The sequence below is a fragment of the Mycetocola sp. 2940 genome (assembly GCF_040548835.1).
Lineage (GTDB): Bacteria > Actinomycetota > Actinomycetes > Actinomycetales > Microbacteriaceae > Mycetocola_A.
The window spans coordinates 1-17,766 of record NZ_JBEPSK010000020.1; the positions used below are offsets into that span (position 1 = coordinate 1).

A 17,766-nucleotide genomic window follows, 5' to 3' on the forward strand; every position below is an offset into this window, starting at 1 on the left:
CCGCGACAGGCTCATCATCCAACCCATCAGAACCCAGCCACAAGAGAGTTTCCGTCACACCACAACGGCGCAAAGCGCCCCCACCGCTCGATACGGCCGCAAGCGGCCTACTCGATCAGCGAAAAGGGGGTGCCGCAAGCGGCCTCCTCGATAAGCGAAGACGCCGGCGCTGTATCGTTGGGCCATGGATTTGCAGCTGAACGGCCGGGTCGCTCTTGTTCTGGGCGGCACCGGGTTCATCGGGTCGGCGATCGTGGCGCGGCTTCGGCAGGAGGGGGCTCTCGTCGTCAGCGCCTCACGAAGACCCGCCAGTGACCTCGTGATGGACGGGCGCGACGACGAGTCCGTTCGGGCCGGCGTCTCTCAGGTGCTGGACCAGCACGGGCGTCTCGATGCGGTCATCGTGACCGCGGCGCCCGCCGCACACACCCTTGACCCTGCGCGCAACTCAGATCCGGAGCAGGTCCGGGAGGCGTTCGACGCGAAAGCACTGACCTTTCTACGCGTCGCCAACGCGGTGCTTCCGGTCATGACAGAGGCGGGCTACGGCCGACTCATCGGGATCAGTGGCCAGAACGCCTTTCTGACCGGGAACGTCACGGGGTCGATCCGTAACGCTGCGTTGATCATTGCGGCGAAGAACCTCGCCGACGCCGCGGCCGGCAGCGGCGTGACCGTGAACACGGTCAGCCCGGGCATGGTCTCGGATCATCCGCACGGTGACGTCGCGATGGCGAAAGGCGGCGAGTCGACCCCCGAGCAGATCGCCGACCTGATGGCGTTTCTCGCGTCCCCTCTCGCCGGCGCGATCTCGGGCGAGTCCATCGCGGTCGGGCATCGGGTGCGTGGCGTGATGAACTTTTAGGCGACCTTCTCGCGCTCATCGAGGCCAAGCGTCGCCAGCGCCGACCGGTTGAAGCCCTTGAACGTCATCCACAGGCCGATCGACAGCTCCCAGAAGAAGATCGGCGCGAGCGCGATGGCGGCGAAGATCGACTGGTCGTGAACGCCGAGCATCCGTGCGAGCACCGACGCGAGAAGAAGGGGCGCCCCAATGAGCCCCAGGGCCGGAATGATGCGCGGCACCAGCCGCGACCGGTAGAGCACCGAACCGAACAGCAGCGCGTTGAGGGCGGGCACGAAGCCGGGCCCAAAGATCGCCGTCTGGTCGCGAACGACCACCAGGGCCTGGCCGACGGCGACCATCGCCGTGTCGTCGGTTCCCTCGGCGGTTCCGGCCTGGCGCAGGTTCACGATCGAGACGAGCGCGATGACGCCGATGATCATCACGGCGGCTTCGTAACTCCGGGTCGTGACGAAGCCGAGTGACGCGGCTTGATTGTGCCGCCTGATGATCGGGTACACCGCCACCGCGGTCCCGATTCCCGCGAGCGCCGTGAACATCTCGAACATGGCGCCGAGAATGATCCGCGTGTCGTCGCCCCCATCGCTCACGATGTAGCCGGGGTCGGTGAGCACCGGCTCGTAGAGGAAGAACGCGGGGATCGAGAAGGCGAATGTCAGCAGGTAGAAGACGCCTGATGCGAGCACGAGTCGTCTGGTCGTGGTCATGCGATGTCCTTTCGCGGTTTAGTGCGGTGGATTCCGTTCCGAACATCATCGGATCAGGTGGCTATTCGCGCTAGGGGCTGCGTTTGGCATCCGTCTGCGCCCCCTTTAGGGGGCATTCACGCGATTGCTCGCGGGTTAGGCTCTGGCCAGAATTAAGTGATGAATTCTCACATCCATTAGTGGCTGATGGTCGAGGGGACCGGTTCGCCGGGGCCTTCGCTCGTCGGAATGGAGCACTCTGTGACACACGCCGCGTCACCTCCGCCCGCTACACGGCACCCGGTGCGCACTGCACTTCTTGTGATCGGCATCCCGCTGGTTGTGGCGATCATCGTCGCGATCGTGGCGGGCGGCATGTACGCCTCCAACCTGTCGTACACGTTCGACAGCACCAAGAAGTTCGACGTGGCTGAGGTCTTTCCTGAGGAGGAAGCCCGGCCGGCGGTCACCGTCCCGGCGTCGCAGAACATCCTGCTGATGGGCTCCGATACCCGCGGCACAATTTCAGACAACATCGACGAGGTCATCGGTGATCGCTCCGACACGATGATGGTCGTCCACATCGCGGCGAACCGTAAGAATGTGCATGTCATGTCGATCATGCGGGACAGCTGGGTTGAGATCCCCGGTCACGGCACGGCGAAACTCAATGCCGCTCTGTCGCTGGGAGGGGTTCCGCTGGTCGTGCAGGTCGTCGAGAGTCTCATCAGCTCGCGCATCGACCGGGTAGCCGTCGTCGATTTCGCAGGATTCGCCGGACTGACGGATGCCCTCGGCGGCGTTCGCGTCGACAATCCGGTCGCCTTCACAGCCAAAGAGGGCGGGCACACCTACACCACCGGTCCGATCGAGCTGAACGGAAACGAAGCGCTCGGATTCGTGCGCGAGCCGAAGGAGCACACGGACAGCGACTACCAGCGCGTCAAGAACCAGCAACTCTTTCTCAAGAGCGCGCTGAACAAGACGCTGAGCGCGGAGACGCTCACCAACCCGGTCACCATCAACAACCTCGTCGCGTCGATCACCCCGTTCCTTACGCTGGATTCCGGGTTCACCTCGGCGTATGCGGCGGGTCTCGCGTTCGAACTCCGTGACATCCGCATGGAGGATGTCACGTTCTTCACCATGCCGACCGTCGGCATCGGGCGGGAAGGCAAGCAGTCGGTGGTCTACATCGACTGGGAGCAGCTTGTCGTTCTGCAGCAGCACTTCCGCGATGATTCGCTGACGAGCTTCAATCCGAGCTAGGGGCGTTCGGGCTGACCGGAAGGATGAGGTTCTTGCCGACGCGCTTCGGTCGCAAGCGACCTCCAGCGAACGGTGGGGTGGCCGAGTTAGGGAGTTCGGGCTGACCGGAAGGGTCGGGTTCTTGCCGACGCGCTTCGGTCGCAAGCGACCTCCAGCGAACGGAGGACGCGCTTCGGTCGCAAAGCGACCTCCAGCGAGCGGTGGAGGGCGGAGCGGTGGGGCACGTGCGACCATGGGGGATGCGCACTTTCACCCCACCAGTCGGCAGCCGATGAGTCTGCGCTTCGAAGAGCTGGCTTGGCAGGAGACGCCGCTCGGCGAGGTCAGCCTGCGCCGCCGACACGACCCCGCCCTCGACGTCGACATCTACGAGGTGAAGCTCGGCGACGAATTCCTCATGTCGAGCCTGTTCCCGGTCGCCGAAATCGAACTCGCCCACCTCGGGCTTGCCGCCGTCGACGGGAACGCGCTCAATGTCGTCGTCGGTGGGCTCGGGCTCGGCTACACCGCCGAGGCCGTCCTCACCCACGAGCGGGTCGCCGCGATGACCGTCGTCGACGCGCTCGACGCCGTCATCGACTGGCACCAGCGCGAGCTGCTGCCGGTGTCGACTCCGATCGTGACGGATGCCCGCACCCGCCTCGTCCACGATGACTTCTTCGCGCTCATGCGCCGCCCGCCGGCATCCGATTCGATCTTCGATGCGATCCTCGTCGATATCGATCACTCGCCCCGGCACCTGCTCAACGAGAACTCCGCCGGCTTCTACACCGTCGAGGGCATCCGGCAGGCAGCCGCGCACCTGGCGCCCGGGGGCGCGTTCGCGCTCTGGTCGGATGATCCGCCCGACGAGGCGTACTCGGCCGTGCTCGGTGAGGTGTTCGGCACCGTCGAGGCGCACGTGGTGTCGTTCGCCAACCCGCTGACCGGCGGAACATCGGCGAACACGGTGTACGTGGCATCCACCGTTTTGGGGTAACGCGGACTTGCGATTCGCCTAGTTCGGCCTAGCGTCTTCTGGTTGAATGATGCAGTGCCTGACGAAACCGAGCATTCCTCAGCTCGTAGAGAGTCCCGACGGCGGCCCACCGGGCGTCGCTGGCTGTGGGCGCTCGGCATCCTGCTGGTGATCGGCGTCCCGATCGCCATCGGCGTGAGCCTGCTGGCAGGGGAGGTGACTGCGGTGCAGGGCAGCCTGCAGTCCGTCGTGCCGCTCGCGTCGACTCTGAAGAAGCAGGCCCTCGATGGAGACATCGACGCGGCGACGAAGACCCACGCGAGAATGTCGAGCAAGGTCGACTCCGCTGTCGAACGAGTTCAGGGGTCGCTCTGGGCGGTCGGTGAAGGCGTTCCGTTCGTCGGGGTGAACTTCACCGCGGTTCGGCACCTCGTCGACGTCGCAGACACAGTGGTCTCTGACGGTGTCGCGCCGCTCATCGAAGTGGCCAGTTCGATCAGCCCGTCGTCGTTCGCTCCCGTGGATGGGGCCATCAACCTCGAGCCCCTGGTGAGTGCGGTTCCGAACGTGGCGAAAGCCGAGTCGGCGCTGAAGGCCGCCCTGGCTGACGTCAAGAAGATCGACACGGCCAACAGCATGGACGAGGTGGCTGCCGGTAAGGCGAAACTCACGAAGGCCATCGAAGACGCTGTGGCCCCGGTGTCGGCTCTCAACGACATCGTTCCGCTCGTCGCGCCCGCACTGGGTTCGGACGGGCCTCGCACGTACGCCGTGATGTTTCAGAACAACGCGGAATCCCGGGCGCTCGGTGGCACAGCGCTGTCGTTCGCTCTCGTCTACGTCGACCAAGGGCGCATCGACATCACCGAGGTGATTCCCGCGGGTTGGGAGAACTTCACCCTGTACGCGGAGTCCGTCGTGCCTGTGCCCGACGGTGTGGAGTCGATCTTCCCGAATGACGCCTACGGCACCTACATCGCCAACGTGACCATGCGGCCCAGTTTCGTCTCGGCCGCCGAGACCGTGCAGGAGTTCTGGCGGCGGGAATACGGAACCGAGCTCGACGGCATCCTGTCGATCGACCCTCGCGCCCTGAGCTACGTGCTGCGGGCGACGGGGCCTCTCCCGCTGGCCACCGGAGACACCCTGACGAGCGACAACCTTGTCCCGCTGCTCCTGAACGAGGTCTACCTCAAGTACGACTCCGGCAACAACCGTCGCGACAACCTCGCCCAGGACCTCGTCTACGCGAACGCCGTCGACGTGACGTTCGGGGAGCTGAGCGCGGGCCGCTTCGACCCGGCCGCGCTCGTCGGCGCGCTGTCACAGGGCTGGGACGAGCGGCGGATCCTCTTCTGGAGTGCGCACGAAGACGTGCAGTCCCAGCTCGAGACGATCGGCCTGAACGGCGAACTGCCGGTGAGTGACGAGACCACCGATCGGTTCGGCGTGTACTTCCACGACCACGTCGGGTCGAAACTCAACTTCTACCTCAAGCAGTCGGTTCGCGTGGCATCCGCCTCGTGCGGCACCGATGGGCGGCAGACGCATCGGGTGAGCGTGGACCTCACCAACACGATTGCTCCGTCGCAGGTGAAGGACCTCCCGGCCTCGATCACGGGCGGCTATATCCGCGAGAAACTTGACCCGGCCGTGCAGCGGATGATCGTGCTGATGTACGCGCCTCCGGGCTCGCAGATCTCCGGCGCGACCGTCGGCGGCGCCCCCGTTGCCGTCGAGGCGCTGCACGACACCGACTACCCCGTCGGAAAAGCCATCGTCGAAGTGAGCCCGGGCGAGACGGTGTCGCTGAGCTACGACGTGGTCTCAGGTACCCACGGTGCTACCGAGGTCGAGGTGCAGACCACGCCGATGGTGAACCCGACGACCGTCGCGAAGGAAGAACTGGACTGCGCCACCGTCGTCGGCTGATGCCCCCAACGGGGGCCGATGGCTGCCCATAACTGGGGTCCACGGCACCGCTGGTGAATCACTGCGGATCAATAGAGTCGGGGGAGCCGCCCCCTTCGATTGGTTCCCATGCGCATCGCCCTTGCCTTTCTGCTCCTTCCGGTCCTTGCGTTTTCGGCGATCACGGCCCCCGCGGCTCCAGCAGCTGCTGCTGATGCGACCATCGGTTCGCTGCTGAACCAACTCGTCACAGCACCGGCGGTGACCACCGGGTACGACCGGGCGAAATTCGTCCACTGGATCGACGAAGACGGCGACGGATGCGACACCCGGCGCGAGGTGCTCATCCAGGAGTCACAGATTCCCGTGACGCCGGGCGCCTCCTGCAGCGTCACGAGCGGTCAGTGGTACTCCTGGTACGACGGGTCCACCTGGACCAACCCGGCCGACGTGGACATCGACCACTTCGTTCCCCTGAGCGAAGCCTGGCAGTCGGGCGCGGGCGCGTGGACCCCGGATGTGCGCCGCGCGTTCGCCAACGACCTCGGGCTCGACGTCGCGCTCGAAGCGGTCACCGACAACGTGAACCAGTCCAAGAGCGACAGGGACCCGTCGTCGTGGCTGCCGCCCCTCGCTGACACCCACTGTCGATACGCCACCGACTGGGTGCTGGTGAAGTATCGGTGGAACCTGACCGTCGACACCGCCGAGCGCAGCGCACTTGGCAGCATCCTCTCCGGTGCATGTGCGGCAACCGCCGTTGTCGTTCCGGCGAAGGGTGTCGCAGGGGGATCAGAAACCGTCAAACGGCTGGCCGGGAGCGACCGGTACGCCACAGCGGTACGGATCGCCCAGGAGTACGCTCCAGACGGCAACGTCGTCTACATCGCCTCCGGCCAGAACTTTCCCGACGCCCTCAGCGCGGCGACTGCTGCAGCCGCCCAGGAAGGGCCCCTGCTGCTGACGCTACCCGACCGGCTGCTCGAGACCGTCAAACGTGAGATCCAACGGCTTGCACCAGCCACGATCGTCGTCGCGGGCGGCTCGACCGCGGTGTCGGATGCCGTGTACCAGCAGCTCAGCGAACTGGCACCGAGCATCCGCAGGGATGCGGGTTCCGACCGGTACGAGACATCCCGGATTCTCACCCAGAACGCTTTCGAGGCCGGCACGGTGAGCGAGGCGTTCTTCGCCACCGGCAGCAACTTTCCGGATGCGCTGAGCGCTTCAGCCGCCGCGGGCAGCGTCGGCGGTCCGCTGATTCTCGTTCACGGGACGGCGGCCTCGGTCGACCAGGCCACGCAGGCTCTGATCTCGTCGTTGGGAATCTCGTCGGCCAAGGTCGCTGGCGACGTCGGTGTTGTCAGTGCCGGAGTAGCGAGCTCCCTCGCCGCAACCCCGGGGGTGACCTCGGTCACGCGGCTCGCCGGCGGCGACCGGTTTGCGACCTCAAGCGCCATCAACCGCGCGTCGTTCGCGACCGCCCCCACCGTGTACTTCGCGACCGGATCCGGGTTCGCGGATGCCCTCGCGGGCGCTGCGCTGGCGGCGCGAGACGGCGCACCGCTGTATGTCGTTCCCAGCGACTGCGTTCCCTCGTACGTGCCGACCGACCTGCAGGCACTGGGAACCACCCAGCGTGTGCTGCTCGGGAGCACCGCCGCCCTCAGCGATGCCGTCGGCAACCTGACGGTGTGCGTGCCGCCGCCGCCACCGACGCCCCCTGCACCGCCTGCTCCGCCTGCCAACCCCGGCAATGTCGTCAACTGCGGTGACTTCAGCTCCTGGAGAGCGGCCCAGGATTGGTACGACAAGTACTACCCCCACTATGGCGACGTCGCCCAGCTGGACGGTGACAACGACGGGATCGCCTGCGACTCGCTTCGGTGACGCCCGACGCAGGGGCCGATCGATTCTGCAGTAGTGGCTCGAAAACGCGAGGTTTTCGGGCCGCTACTGCAATCTCGAATCGCGTCGAAGGGCCAACCGCGCTAACCGGGTCCTGACAGCCCCGCGGCCTTCGCCCGCAGCACCGCGCTCTCACGCTCGTTCGCAGTGAGGTTCGCGGCGGTGAGCAGCTCGGCCCGGGCCTCGTCGGTGCGGCCGAGCTGGGCGAGCAGCTCGCCGCGCACGCTCGGCAGCAGGTGCGAGCCGCGCAGGGCGCCATCGGCAACCAGCCGGTCGACGATGCGCAGCGCGGTCGCCGGGCCGGTCGCCATCGACACCGCGACCGCCCGGTTGAGGTCGATCACCGGGCTCGGGGCGATGCGGCCGAGCGCCTCGTAGAGCAGCACGATCCGTTCCCAGTCGGTGTCGTCGACGCTCGGCGCGACAGCGTGGCACTCGGCGATCGCCGCCTGCAGGCTGTAGCTTCCTCGTCCGCGACCGAGGGCATCCGCTCGTTGCAGCGCCGCCTGGCCGCGCCCGATTTGTGTGCGGTCCCAGCGCGACCGGTCCTGGTCGCCGAGCAGGATGGCGCTGCCGTCACGGGCGGTGCGGGCCGCGAACCGTGACGCCTGGAACTCCATCAGCGCGACCAGGCCGTGCACCTCGGGTTCGCGGGGGAGCAGGCCGGCGAGCACCCGGCCGAGCCGCAGCGCTTCGGAGGCGAGTTCGTGGCGGATCCACCGGTCGCCGCTCGTGGCCGCGTACCCCTCGGTGAAGAGCAGGTAGACCACGCCGAGCACGGCGCTGAGCCGGGCCGGCCACTCGGTCGGCTCGGGTGCTTCGAACGGCACCTTCGCCGCCGAGAGGGTCTTCTTCGCGCGGACGATCCGCTGCTGCACCGTCGCAACCGGCACGAGCAGCAGCCGCGCGATCTCGTCGGTGGTGAGACCGGCGACGACCCGCAGGGTGAGCGCCACCTGTGCCTCACGCGACAGCACCGGGTGGCAGGCGGTGAACACGAGCCGAAGCACGTCGTCGTCGATCGGCTGCCACTCCTCGTCGATCGTCTGCTCGAGGTCGTGCGCGATCGCGCGGTAGCGCTCATCGAGCCGCTCCCGCCGTCGCCAGCCGTCGATCGCCTTGCGTTTCGCCACAGCGGTGAGCCAGGCGCCCGCATTGTGCGGAACGCCCGACTCGGGCCACTGTTTGAGCGCATCGACGACGGCTTCCTGGGCGAGGTCTTCGGCGAGGCCGACGTCGCCGGTCACCTTCGCGAGCGTCGCGACGATTCGTGCGCCCTCGATCCGCCAGACGGCATCGACGGTGCGACGGATGCCGTCAGTCCCGGTCACGGGGATACCTCGCTCCCGCTTACGGGGTGCCGAGCTCTTCGCGCCAGCCGGCTTCTTTCTTGAGGTACTCGTTGTCGGCGTAGTCCGCGAAGTCGCTCATGTCGGTGACGCGGCGGACTTCAAGCTTCGAGCCCGGGCCGAGCGGGCACCGGGTCGCCCATTCGATCGCCTCTTCCTTGCTGCCGACCTCGAGGATCCAGAAGCCGCTGAACAGTTCGTGGGTTTCCCCGTAGGGGCCGTCGGTGACGATCGGGGTGTCGGCGTTGAAGTCGACGACGAAGGCGTCGCTGAGGTCGTCGGCGAGGCCGTCGCCCGAGAGCAGTACGCCTGCCTTGATCAACGACTCGTTGTATGCGCCCATCGCGTTGATGATCTGCTCGAAGTCGGCCTTCTCGTAGTCCTTCTTCGCGGCATCCGTCGAACGCATGATCAGCATGAACTTCATGAGAATCTCCTTGGTTGCGGGGCCGCCCGCTGCGTCCCTCTACTAACGCGTCGAACAGGAGTGCGCCGGATCGACATTGCTTCGAAAATACTCGGAAAAGATCGTCGGAGCCAAGGGAGGCGTTTCGGATGCCGGTTCGTCCGTCCCGAATGTCGGTTTCTGTCGCAGAAACCCGGCATCCGGGACGGATGAACCCATCGGTGACGCGTCAGGCCGACACGATGGTGGTGTCCACTCCCGAGATGACGAGCGTCGCGCGCTCCCGCGACGGTTCGATCATCAAGGCGTTCGTGCCGTCCACCGTGCGCGCCCAGGCCTCGGCGGCCTCGGTCGAGCGGCCGTGCCGTTCGTGCCGGTCGACGAGCCGCCGCAGCCGCTCCGCCTCCGACGTCTCACAGAACCATGACTCTGCCAGCAGCGGCGCGATCTGCGACCACGGCTCCTGGTCGATCAGCAGGTAGTTGCCCTCGACGACGACGAGGCGAGCGGATGCCGGCACCGCGATCTCGGCGGCGATCCCCTCGTCCACGCGGCGATCGAAGCTCGGGGCGTACACCTCATGGTCGGTTTCGTCGAGCACCCGGCGGAGCAGGGAGACGAATCCCCAACCGTCGAAGGTGTCGATCGCGCCCTTGCGGTCGTGGATGCCGAGCCGATCAAGGGTCGCATTGGCGAGGTGGTACCCGTCCATCGGAAGGTACACGGCGACCGGCGCAGCGGCATCCGCGCCCGTCAGCTCGTTGACGCGGTCGACGAGCTGACGGGCGAGGGTGGTCTTGCCGGCGCCGGGGCTTCCGGTGATGCCGAGCAGCACCCGGCGTTCCGACCCGATCAAGCCGAGCGCCCGGCGGGTGAGGGCGCCCGCGTCGTCTGGCTTAGAGGTCGCCACGGTTCGCTTCGAGCATGTTGCTCATGTAGGCGTGGGCGTGCCGGGCGAGGGCCGGGCCGTCGTTCCACAGGTTGCGCCAGATCGCCAGGTCATTCGAGAGGGTCGGCGACACGACGGCTGAGGAAAACGACTCGAAGGTGATCGCACCTGCGTACCCGATCTGGGCCAGGGCGTGGAAGAACGAGGTGAAGTCGAGGTGGCCGCTGCCAAGGTAGCCGCGGTGGTTCTCGCCGACGTGGATGTAACCGAGACGGTCGCCAGCGAGCAGGATCGGCCGCACGAAGTCGTCTTCCTCGATGTTCATGTGGTAGCTGTCGAGGTGGATCAGCACGTTGTCCTCGCCGATGTCGTCGGCGAGGGTGAGCGCCTGGCTGGCGGTGTTGATCACGTTGGTCTCGTACCGGTTGCAGACCTCGAGCCCCAGGGTCATGCCCTTGGTCTGAGCCTCTTGGGCGAGGTCCTGCAGCACGGACACGACGTTGGCCCGCCCGGCCGAGCTCAGCGGCTGGCCGTACTTGCCGAGTGCGCTGTAGAGCGCGCCGGTGAAGTGGGTTCCGCCGAGGTCGGCGGTGATCTGCAGGGAGTCCTGTAGCAGCTTCGCGCCACGGGCGACGGTGGCCGGGTCGCTGCTCGACACATCGGCGTCGAACGCGAGCCCGCGCGAGCAGACGATGTCCAGGCCGGCGGCGTCGAGGGCGGCCTTCGCCGAGGCAACGTCGAGGTTGACGGCGTCGTGCAGCGACATTTCCAGAATGTCGTAGCCGGCCTTCTTCGCTTCACCGACGGTGTATTCGACCTCGTCCGGGGTGGTTCCGCCAGAGAAGACGAGGGCGTGCACGCCGAGTTTGTTGATAGCCATGAGAATTCCTTAGGGGGTAGAGACGAGTGGTCGAGCGGATGCCCCGGCGTGCGCGCGGAACGCGACGTCGAGGTTGGAGCGGAGAAAGAGGTTGGCACTGCGGGCGAGGTCGGCGGGGTCATTCCAGAGGTTGCGCCACAACCCGATGTCGTCGGCGGTCTCCTGGGTGACGACATCGCTCGAGAACGACTCGAACGTGATCGGCCCGGTGTAGCCGCTGAGCACCAGCTGGCGGAACAGGTTCGACCAGTCGATGCTCCCCGAACCGAGGTAGCCCCGGTGGTTCTCGGCCGCGTGGATGTAGCCGAGCAGGTCGCCCGCATCGCGCACGGCGCTGGCCTGGTCGGCCTCCTCGAGGTTGGCGTGAAAGGTGTCGATGTGCAGCAGCACATTGTCGGCGCCGAGCTCACGGATGAAGTCGACGGTCTGGACAGCGGTGTTCAGCAGGTTGCTCTCATACCGGTTCACGTACTCCATTCCGAGCCGGATGCCGTGATCGTCGGCCTGCGCGGCCACCCGGCGCAGCACGGCCAGCGAGTTGTCGCGGCTCGCCGTGGTCGCCGGGGAGCTGTACTTGGCCATCTTGGAGTAGAGAACCCCGCCGATGTAGGTCGCACCGATCTCGCGGGCGAACGTCACGGCATCCTCGAGCAGCTGTTCCCCGCGGGCGGAGACCGTCGCATCCTCGGTGTTGATGTCGAAGTCCGCGCCCAGCGCGAGCGACACGACCGCATCGAGTCCGTGCTCGGCGAGCAGTCGGCGGGTGAGAGGCAGGTCCGTCGTGCGGGGGTCGCGCACGGGGATCTCGATCAGGTCGAAGCCGGCCTGTGCGCTCTCACGGATGGCGTACTCCGCCGACGCGGGCGACCAGTCGCCGACCCAGACACCCGCGTGGATGCCGACCGGGTTCACGGGCGCCTGTTGTTCGGGCCTGCTCACTCAGGCCGCCTTGGCACCGGTGATGAGGGCCACGAGTTCGTCGCCGCTGGTCTCCGACGACCGGCGTTCGGCCACGGCAAGCCCGGCGCGCATCACCCAGATGTGGTCGGAGAGCCGCATCACCTGTTCGAAGTTGTGGCTGATCAGCAGCACGGCCACGCCAGAGTCACGCAGCGTGTTGATCACGTTCTCGACGCGGGCGGTCTCCTGCACGCCCAGGGCGGCAGTCGGCTCGTCCATGATGACGATCTTGCTGCCCCAGCCGGCGGCCCGGGCGATGGCGACCGCCTGGCGCTGACCGCCCGAGAGGCGACGTACCTTGCTGGTCACCGCGGGCGCGTTGACCGACAGGTTGTTGAGCAGGTCGTGCGCGGTGGCCTTCATCTGCTTGCGGTCGAGGGTTTTGAACGGCCCCGCGCCCTTGGTGAGTTCCCGGCCGAGGAAGAAGTTCTGCCAGACGGCGAGCTCTTCGACGAGGGCGAGGTTTTGGTGCACGGTCTCGATGCCGTGCTGGCGCGCGAGGTTCGGCGTCTCGAACGTGACGTCTTCACCATCGAGGGTGATGGTTCCGGTGTCAGGACGGTGGATGCCGGACAGGCAGCGGACGAGGGTGGACTTGCCCGCCCCGTTGTCGCCGATGAGCGCGGTGATCTCGCCGCGTCGCATCCCGATAGATGCTCCCTTGAGGGCGTGGACCCCGCCGAACGATTTGGTGATGTTGTCTGCTGTGAGAACGAAATCTGGAGTGGTCATTTCTTCTGGAACCTCGTGAGTAGGGCGGCCAGGACAACAACGAGTCCGACGGCGAGCGGCTGGTAGAACTGCGACACACCGAGCAGGGTGAGCCCGTTGGTGAGGGCGGTGAGCAGAAGCGCACCGATGATCGGCCCGACGATCTTCGCCTTACCGCCGGTGAGGCTGACGCCACCGAGAACGACGGCGGCAATGGAGTTCAGGAGGAACTGGGTGTTGATCGCCGGCTCGGCGGCGCCGACGCGAGCGACGAGGAGCAGGGCGGCGATGCCGGCGAGGGCGGCGGCGATGAGGTACACGGCCATGCGTACGCGGGTGGCGCTGATGCCGTTCGCGATGGCGCTCTCTTCGTTGCCGCCAACGGCCTGCACGTGGAGGCCGAAGCGGGTGCGGAACATGACGAACCAGGCGACGACGCCGATGATGGCGGCGAGGATGACCGGGTAACCGATGATGCCGACCGAACCCGAGGTGAGCACAAGCAGTTCGGGGGAGCTGACCGGGATGGGCTTGCCGTTCGAGATGATCAGGGAGAGACCGGTCGCGACCGACAGGGTCCCCAGCGTGGCGATGAAGTCGGTGACCTTGCCTTTGGCGATGAGTAACCCGTTGATCAGACCGATCAGGCTCGCGGCCAGGATCGCGATGATCGCCGAGAGGACAAAGCCGTACCCGGCCTGCCAGGCCAGGCCGAAGCCGATCGCGCCAAGGGTCATGGTCGCGGAGATCGACAGGTCGATGCCGCCTGTCGTGATGACGAAGGCCTGAGCGACGGCCAGGACGATGAGAATCGCCGCGGCGACGAGCATTGCCCGGATGTTGCCCAGGGTGAGAAAGCTTGGGCTCAGGATCGAGAACACGATCACCAGGCCGATGAGCCCGATCGGTGCGGCGTTCTCGGCCCAGAAGCTGATCTGGCGGGCCTCGGCCAGCAGCGACGAGGTTTTCGTCGTCGTGGGCCGTTCTGCCTCGGTTTTAGTCATGATGCTCACAGTTCTTCAGTGGTTCGCATGTGGTTAGCGTTGTGGGTTCGCTGGCGGGGGGACGGGGCGGTGTGCCGGTCGGGAAAACAGGCACACCACCCAGTCCGCCGGGCGCTCGGGGTGTTACTGCTCGAGCGGGTTCTCGAACTCTTCGAACGGCTGCGGGAAGGCTTCGATGGCGTCGGCGGCCACGTCCTGGGTCACGAGTGCGGTCGGCGACTCGACCGTTTCGGGCAGGTCGTCGCCGGCGAATACGACCTCACAGGCCTGCACACCGAGCTGTCCGATCGCGTACGGGTACTGGGCGACGGTGGCAGTGAGTCCGCCCGCCTCCACTGATTCGAGCGCGTCCTCGTTGCCGTCGACGCTGACAACGACGATCTCGCCGGCGCGGCCGGCGTTCTCGATGGCCTTCACGATGCCGAGGCCCATGTCGTCGTTCGCGGCGAAGAATGCCTTGACGTTCGGGTTGGCGGCGAGGATGTCGGTGGCCGCGGTCAGGGCGACTTCACGCTTCCAGTCGGCAGCGCTTTCCTGGATCACGGTCAGTTTGCCGTCAACGGCTGCTTTGAACCCGTCGACGCGGGCTGCGCTGGTGACGTCGCCGGCGATGCCGCCGATGATCGCTACCTCGGAGTCGGGGTCGACCTGCTCGGCCACGAAGTCGCCGGCTTTGCCGCCCGCGGCCTCGTTGTCGGTGCCGATGTAGGTGGCGATGTCGATGTTGGCCGTCTCGGCGGCATCCGCGTCAATCGGGCTGTCGATGTTGATGATCGGCTTGCCTGCTGAGGACACCTGGGTCAGGGACTGGATGAGGTTGGTGCCGCTGATCGGGTTGACGATGTAGCAGCCGAAGTCCTGCCCGGCGAGTGCGGTGAGCTTGTCGGCCTGGCCGGTGGTGTCGCCGATGTCGGCGGCGGCCTGGATGGTTGCTTCGGGGTCGGCATCCTTGATGCCGTCTTCCATCGCCTGGAAGAACGGGTTGTCGAGGCCCTTGATGACGGCCGCGATCTTTTCGGAGGAAGGGGCGCCGGATTCGGATCCGCTGTCGCCACCCGCACACCCGGTGAGGGCAAGTGCGAGAACCCCGACGGGGATGACGACGCGGAGGCTTTTCGCCCACGGTGCTGTTGTACTGAACATCTTCGTCCTTGAGGGATTGGGGCACCACTGCGTGCCGGTATTCAAAAACTACTGGACCTTTAGTGTTTGTGCAACACAAAAGTCGGGAATGTTTTAGTCTTTGGTATATTCAACTTGTCCCGTCCCCTAACGGCAGCGCAACGGAGCTCCTGTGTCACTTCTTGAAAGCGGATCGCATATCAGCGACGTGCTGGATCTCTTCCGTACGCACGGAGAGCTCAGCCGCACCGAAGTGATGGAAATCTCCGGGTTGTCGCGGTCGACGGTGAACCAACGACTGACCTCCCTCCTCGCCGGCGGGCTGATCATGCCCCTGCGCGGCGGCGAGTCCACGGGTGGGCGCCCGTCGAGCCGGTTCGCGCTCAACGCGGAACGCGCCATCTTCCTCACCGCGGACATCGGGGCATCCGGATTCACCGTCGCCGTGTGCGACCTGAGCGGAACGGCGCTCCGCCACACCAAACGGGTCATCAACGTCTGGGAAGGCCCTGGGCCGGTGCTCGCCGAAGTGCACGCGGCGTTCGAAGAATTGCGCGGCGATGAGGACATCTGGGGAATCGGCATCGGTGTTCCCGGGCCCGTGGAGTTCGCCGCCGGCCGGGTGGTCAACCCGCCGATCATGACCGGGTGGGACCGCTTCGACATCGCCGGCTGGTTCTCGTCACGGTATGGCGTCGCGGTCATCGTCGAGAACGATGCAAACGCCCGGGCAGTGGTCGAGTCGCGGCAGCACCACAGCGACAACCTCATCAGCCTGAAGGTGGGCACCGGCATCGGGTCCGGACTGGTCTTCAACGGCCAGATCATCCGCGGCAATGAAGGCGCCGCTGGCGACATCGGTCACACCCGCGCCGCCCTCCCCACCGACGTCGCCGCTCTGCAGTGCCGGTGCGGCAACCTCGGCTGCGTCGAAGCGTACGCAGGAGGCTGGGCCCTCGTCCGCGACCTCGACGCTGAGGGACTCGACGTCTCGAGCGTGGCCGACGTCGTGGACCTCGTCAAACAGGGGAACATCTCTGCGGTGCGGGTAGTTCGCCAGGCGGGCCGGGTTCTCGGCGAAGCCGTGGCCGAGCTGGTGAGCATCCTCAACCCGGGCACCATCGTCGTTTCCGGGCTGCTCGCCGAGTGCGATGAGGTGCTGCTCGCCGGCGTGCGCGAACGGGTGTACCAGCGGGCGCTTCCGCTCGCCACGCGAAACCTGACGATCACGACATCCGTTCTCGGAGAGCTGGCCGGGGTCGCTGGGCTTGCCCTCATCACCGCCGACCAGATCTTTCATGCGGCGACAATCGACCGCCTGCTGACGCCCGCGGGGGCATCCGTCTGACTGCGTGCCGCTTGATCTGGCGCTCGTGCTGGTTTTCGGCGCTGTAAACCTGCGTTTGCGTCAACTGAACGTTGATGGCGCGACGGATGCCCCTTCATCCGGCCCGAATGTCGGGTTCCGTCGCGCAAACCCGGCATTCGCGACAGATAAACTCCGACGCGCTTCGGAGACCGTGGCATCCGCCCCGTAGATCAGACGGCGGCTGGGGCGAGCTGCGGAATCAGGGCTTCGATGAACCGGGCGGTGTCTTCCCAGTCCTCAACGGCTTCGCAGCGCACACCGAGCGCCTTCACCGGGTAGTCGTTGCCGTTCTCGTCGAGACGGTCGCCGACGAAGAGCATGTCGTCGAGCGGGATGCCGGTGAGTTCGGCCAGCTTCTTCATGCCGTAGGCCTTGTCGATGCCCTTGCGGGTGATGTCGACCGAGGTGGAGCCGCCGGAGCGGACTTCGAGGTCCGGGATGTCAGCGGCCACGGCCTCACGGAGGGTGTTCTTCTTCTCGCCGGTCGGGTCCCAGGCCTGCTTCGCCGGAACCGGAGCCGCCTGGCCGAGGGCCGAGAAGGTGATCTGCGAGCCGCGGTCCTCGAGGATCGGGCCCCAGGTGTCCGACTCCCAGAAACCGAGCTCTTTGGCGCGGGTCTCGACGGCGGCGAGTGCTCGGGACTTCTCGTCGTCGGTGAGGTTCTCGGCGTAGATCTGCTCCCACGTCTCGTTCTCGAAACGGAAGTACTGGGTGCCACAGGTGGGCATGAGGTGGAGTCGTTCGAGGTGCGTCGACCCAGACTCGGGCAGGTTGTCGATCGCCTGCATTTTGAACTGGGCGAACTGGCCACCGGAGATGATGCAGACCGGAACGACGTTGAGGAGATCGGCGAGGAGTTGCGACATCCGCGGATCCATCGGCGACTTCGAGGGAGCAAGCGTGTCATCGAGGTCGAACGCGACCAGGCGGGTTTCAGGCATGCCTCTATTCTCGCCTACTCGTGAGCTACCGCTGTTCGGTCAGCGAGAACGCCGACGGACCCGATCGACGCGGCCCGCTACCAGCAGGGCGACCAGTCCGACCAGCGTGCCGATAGCCGTACCCAGTGTGTTCGCGTAAACGTCGTCGATCGTCGCGAACCGGCCGTCGAGAAAGGCGTACTGCCCCAGCTCGATGGCCACGGATGCCGCCATACCGCCGAGAATGCTCAGCCACCACCATGGCGCCCCGAGCAGCACCACGAGAAGAAGCCCGGCGGGAATGAAGAGCAGCACATTGGCGCCGGATTCGATCCGGGAGTAGGTGATCCAGTCGAGTCCATGGCGTGCGAACCATGCGATGAGACGGTTGAGGGACCCGGCAGCCGGCCTGTCGACCGGGGTCGGCCAGAACGCAATCAGCACCAGCACGACGGCGTAGAGAATCGCGGCCGTGGCCGTGAACCGACGAAGCCGGGTGGTGATCGTCATGCGGACTCCGATGCATCTGGAAGACGAATGATCCGCGATGACCGTGAAA

17 protein-coding genes are annotated in these 17,766 nt (G+C 66.3%); 6 read left to right on the forward strand and 11 right to left on the reverse strand.

Annotation, left to right across the window (positions count from 1 at the left end):
* Window positions 1-184 precede the first annotated feature (184 nt).
* Complete coding sequence (locus ABIE24_RS16520) at window positions 185-865, forward strand: SDR family NAD(P)-dependent oxidoreductase (protein WP_354501683.1); 681 nt, start codon at window positions 185-187, stop codon at window positions 863-865.
* Here ABIE24_RS16520 and ABIE24_RS16525 read toward each other — a convergent pair.
* A complete protein-coding gene (locus tag ABIE24_RS16525) occupies window positions 862-1,572 on the reverse strand; it encodes a DUF4386 domain-containing protein (RefSeq protein ID WP_354501686.1) in 711 nt (236 codons plus the stop codon). The two genes, ABIE24_RS16520 and ABIE24_RS16525, sit on opposite strands and share 4 nt — an antisense overlap.
* Window positions 1,573-1,854: 282 nt before the next feature.
* On the opposite strand from ABIE24_RS16525, the gene ABIE24_RS16530 reads away from it, so the two are divergent.
* The 4 genes from ABIE24_RS16530 (at window position 1,855) to ABIE24_RS16545 (ending at window position 7,579) form a co-directional block, all read left to right on the forward strand.
* Window positions 1,855-2,820: an LCP family protein gene (locus tag ABIE24_RS16530; RefSeq protein ID WP_354501689.1), complete on the forward strand. Its 966-nt coding sequence runs from the start codon at window positions 1,855-1,857 to the stop codon at window positions 2,818-2,820.
* Between the two features lie 271 nt (window positions 2,821-3,091).
* Entirely contained in the window at window positions 3,092-3,799 is a 708-nt protein-coding gene (locus ABIE24_RS16535; RefSeq protein ID WP_354501692.1) for a spermidine synthase, read from the forward strand.
* Between the two features lie 54 nt (window positions 3,800-3,853).
* Complete coding sequence (locus tag ABIE24_RS16540) at window positions 3,854-5,710, forward strand: DUF4012 domain-containing protein (RefSeq protein WP_354501695.1); 1,857 nt, start codon at window positions 3,854-3,856, stop codon at window positions 5,708-5,710.
* Between the two features lie 108 nt (window positions 5,711-5,818).
* Window positions 5,819-7,579, forward strand: a complete 1,761-nt coding sequence (locus ABIE24_RS16545; RefSeq protein ID WP_354501698.1) for a cell wall-binding repeat-containing protein — start codon at window positions 5,819-5,821, stop codon at window positions 7,577-7,579.
* A gap of 101 nt (window positions 7,580-7,680) precedes the next feature.
* Here the strand turns inward: ABIE24_RS16545 and ABIE24_RS16550 are convergent, their stop codons facing one another.
* The 8 genes from ABIE24_RS16550 to ABIE24_RS16585 all read right to left on the reverse strand — a co-directional run bounded on the left by ABIE24_RS16550 (window position 7,681) and on the right by ABIE24_RS16585 (window position 14,939).
* Window positions 7,681-8,928 carry an RNA polymerase sigma factor gene (locus ABIE24_RS16550; RefSeq protein ID WP_354501701.1) on the reverse strand — a complete coding sequence of 416 codons (1,248 nt, stop codon included), beginning with the start codon at window positions 8,926-8,928 and terminating at the stop codon, window positions 7,681-7,683.
* Window positions 8,929-8,947: 19 nt separating this feature from the next.
* Window positions 8,948-9,373: a YciI family protein gene (locus ABIE24_RS16555; protein WP_354501703.1), complete on the reverse strand. Its 426-nt coding sequence runs from the start codon at window positions 9,371-9,373 to the stop codon at window positions 8,948-8,950.
* A 208-nt stretch (window positions 9,374-9,581) separates the two neighbouring features.
* The gene (locus ABIE24_RS16560) at window positions 9,582-10,262 is read right to left on the reverse strand and encodes a nucleoside/nucleotide kinase family protein (protein ID WP_354501706.1); all 681 of its coding nucleotides are present in this window, start codon (window positions 10,260-10,262) and stop codon (window positions 9,582-9,584) included.
* Window positions 10,249-11,121 carry a sugar phosphate isomerase/epimerase family protein gene (locus ABIE24_RS16565; protein ID WP_354501709.1) on the reverse strand — a complete coding sequence of 291 codons (873 nt, stop codon included), beginning with the start codon at window positions 11,119-11,121 and terminating at the stop codon, window positions 10,249-10,251. Before ABIE24_RS16565 ends, ABIE24_RS16560 begins: the two co-directional genes overlap by 14 nt.
* A 9-nt stretch (window positions 11,122-11,130) precedes the next feature.
* The gene (locus ABIE24_RS16570) at window positions 11,131-12,060 is read right to left on the reverse strand and encodes a sugar phosphate isomerase/epimerase family protein (RefSeq protein ID WP_354501712.1); all 930 of its coding nucleotides are present in this window, start codon (window positions 12,058-12,060) and stop codon (window positions 11,131-11,133) included.
* Window positions 12,061-12,813, reverse strand: coding sequence for an ATP-binding cassette domain-containing protein (locus ABIE24_RS16575; RefSeq protein WP_354501715.1), 753 nt, complete (start codon window positions 12,811-12,813; stop codon window positions 12,061-12,063).
* Complete coding sequence (locus ABIE24_RS16580) at window positions 12,810-13,796, reverse strand: ABC transporter permease (protein ID WP_354501718.1); 987 nt, start codon at window positions 13,794-13,796, stop codon at window positions 12,810-12,812. The genes ABIE24_RS16575 and ABIE24_RS16580 overlap by 4 nt, the downstream gene beginning before the upstream one ends.
* Before the next feature lie 123 nt (window positions 13,797-13,919).
* The gene (locus ABIE24_RS16585) at window positions 13,920-14,939 is read right to left on the reverse strand and encodes a substrate-binding domain-containing protein (protein ID WP_354501721.1); all 1,020 of its coding nucleotides are present in this window, start codon (window positions 14,937-14,939) and stop codon (window positions 13,920-13,922) included.
* A 151-nt stretch (window positions 14,940-15,090) separates the two neighbouring features.
* Between ABIE24_RS16585 and ABIE24_RS16590 the strand changes: the two genes are divergently transcribed.
* A complete protein-coding gene (locus ABIE24_RS16590) occupies window positions 15,091-16,266 on the forward strand; it encodes an ROK family transcriptional regulator (RefSeq protein ID WP_354501723.1) in 1,176 nt (391 codons plus the stop codon).
* A gap of 191 nt (window positions 16,267-16,457) precedes the next feature.
* Here the strand turns inward: ABIE24_RS16590 and ABIE24_RS16595 are convergent, their stop codons facing one another.
* Entirely contained in the window at window positions 16,458-17,228 is a 771-nt protein-coding gene (locus ABIE24_RS16595; RefSeq protein WP_354501725.1) for an HAD-IIB family hydrolase, read from the reverse strand.
* A gap of 39 nt (window positions 17,229-17,267) precedes the next feature.
* Window positions 17,268-17,717 carry a VanZ family protein gene (locus tag ABIE24_RS16600; RefSeq protein WP_354501728.1) on the reverse strand — a complete coding sequence of 150 codons (450 nt, stop codon included), beginning with the start codon at window positions 17,715-17,717 and terminating at the stop codon, window positions 17,268-17,270.
* Window positions 17,718-17,766 lie beyond the last annotated feature (49 nt).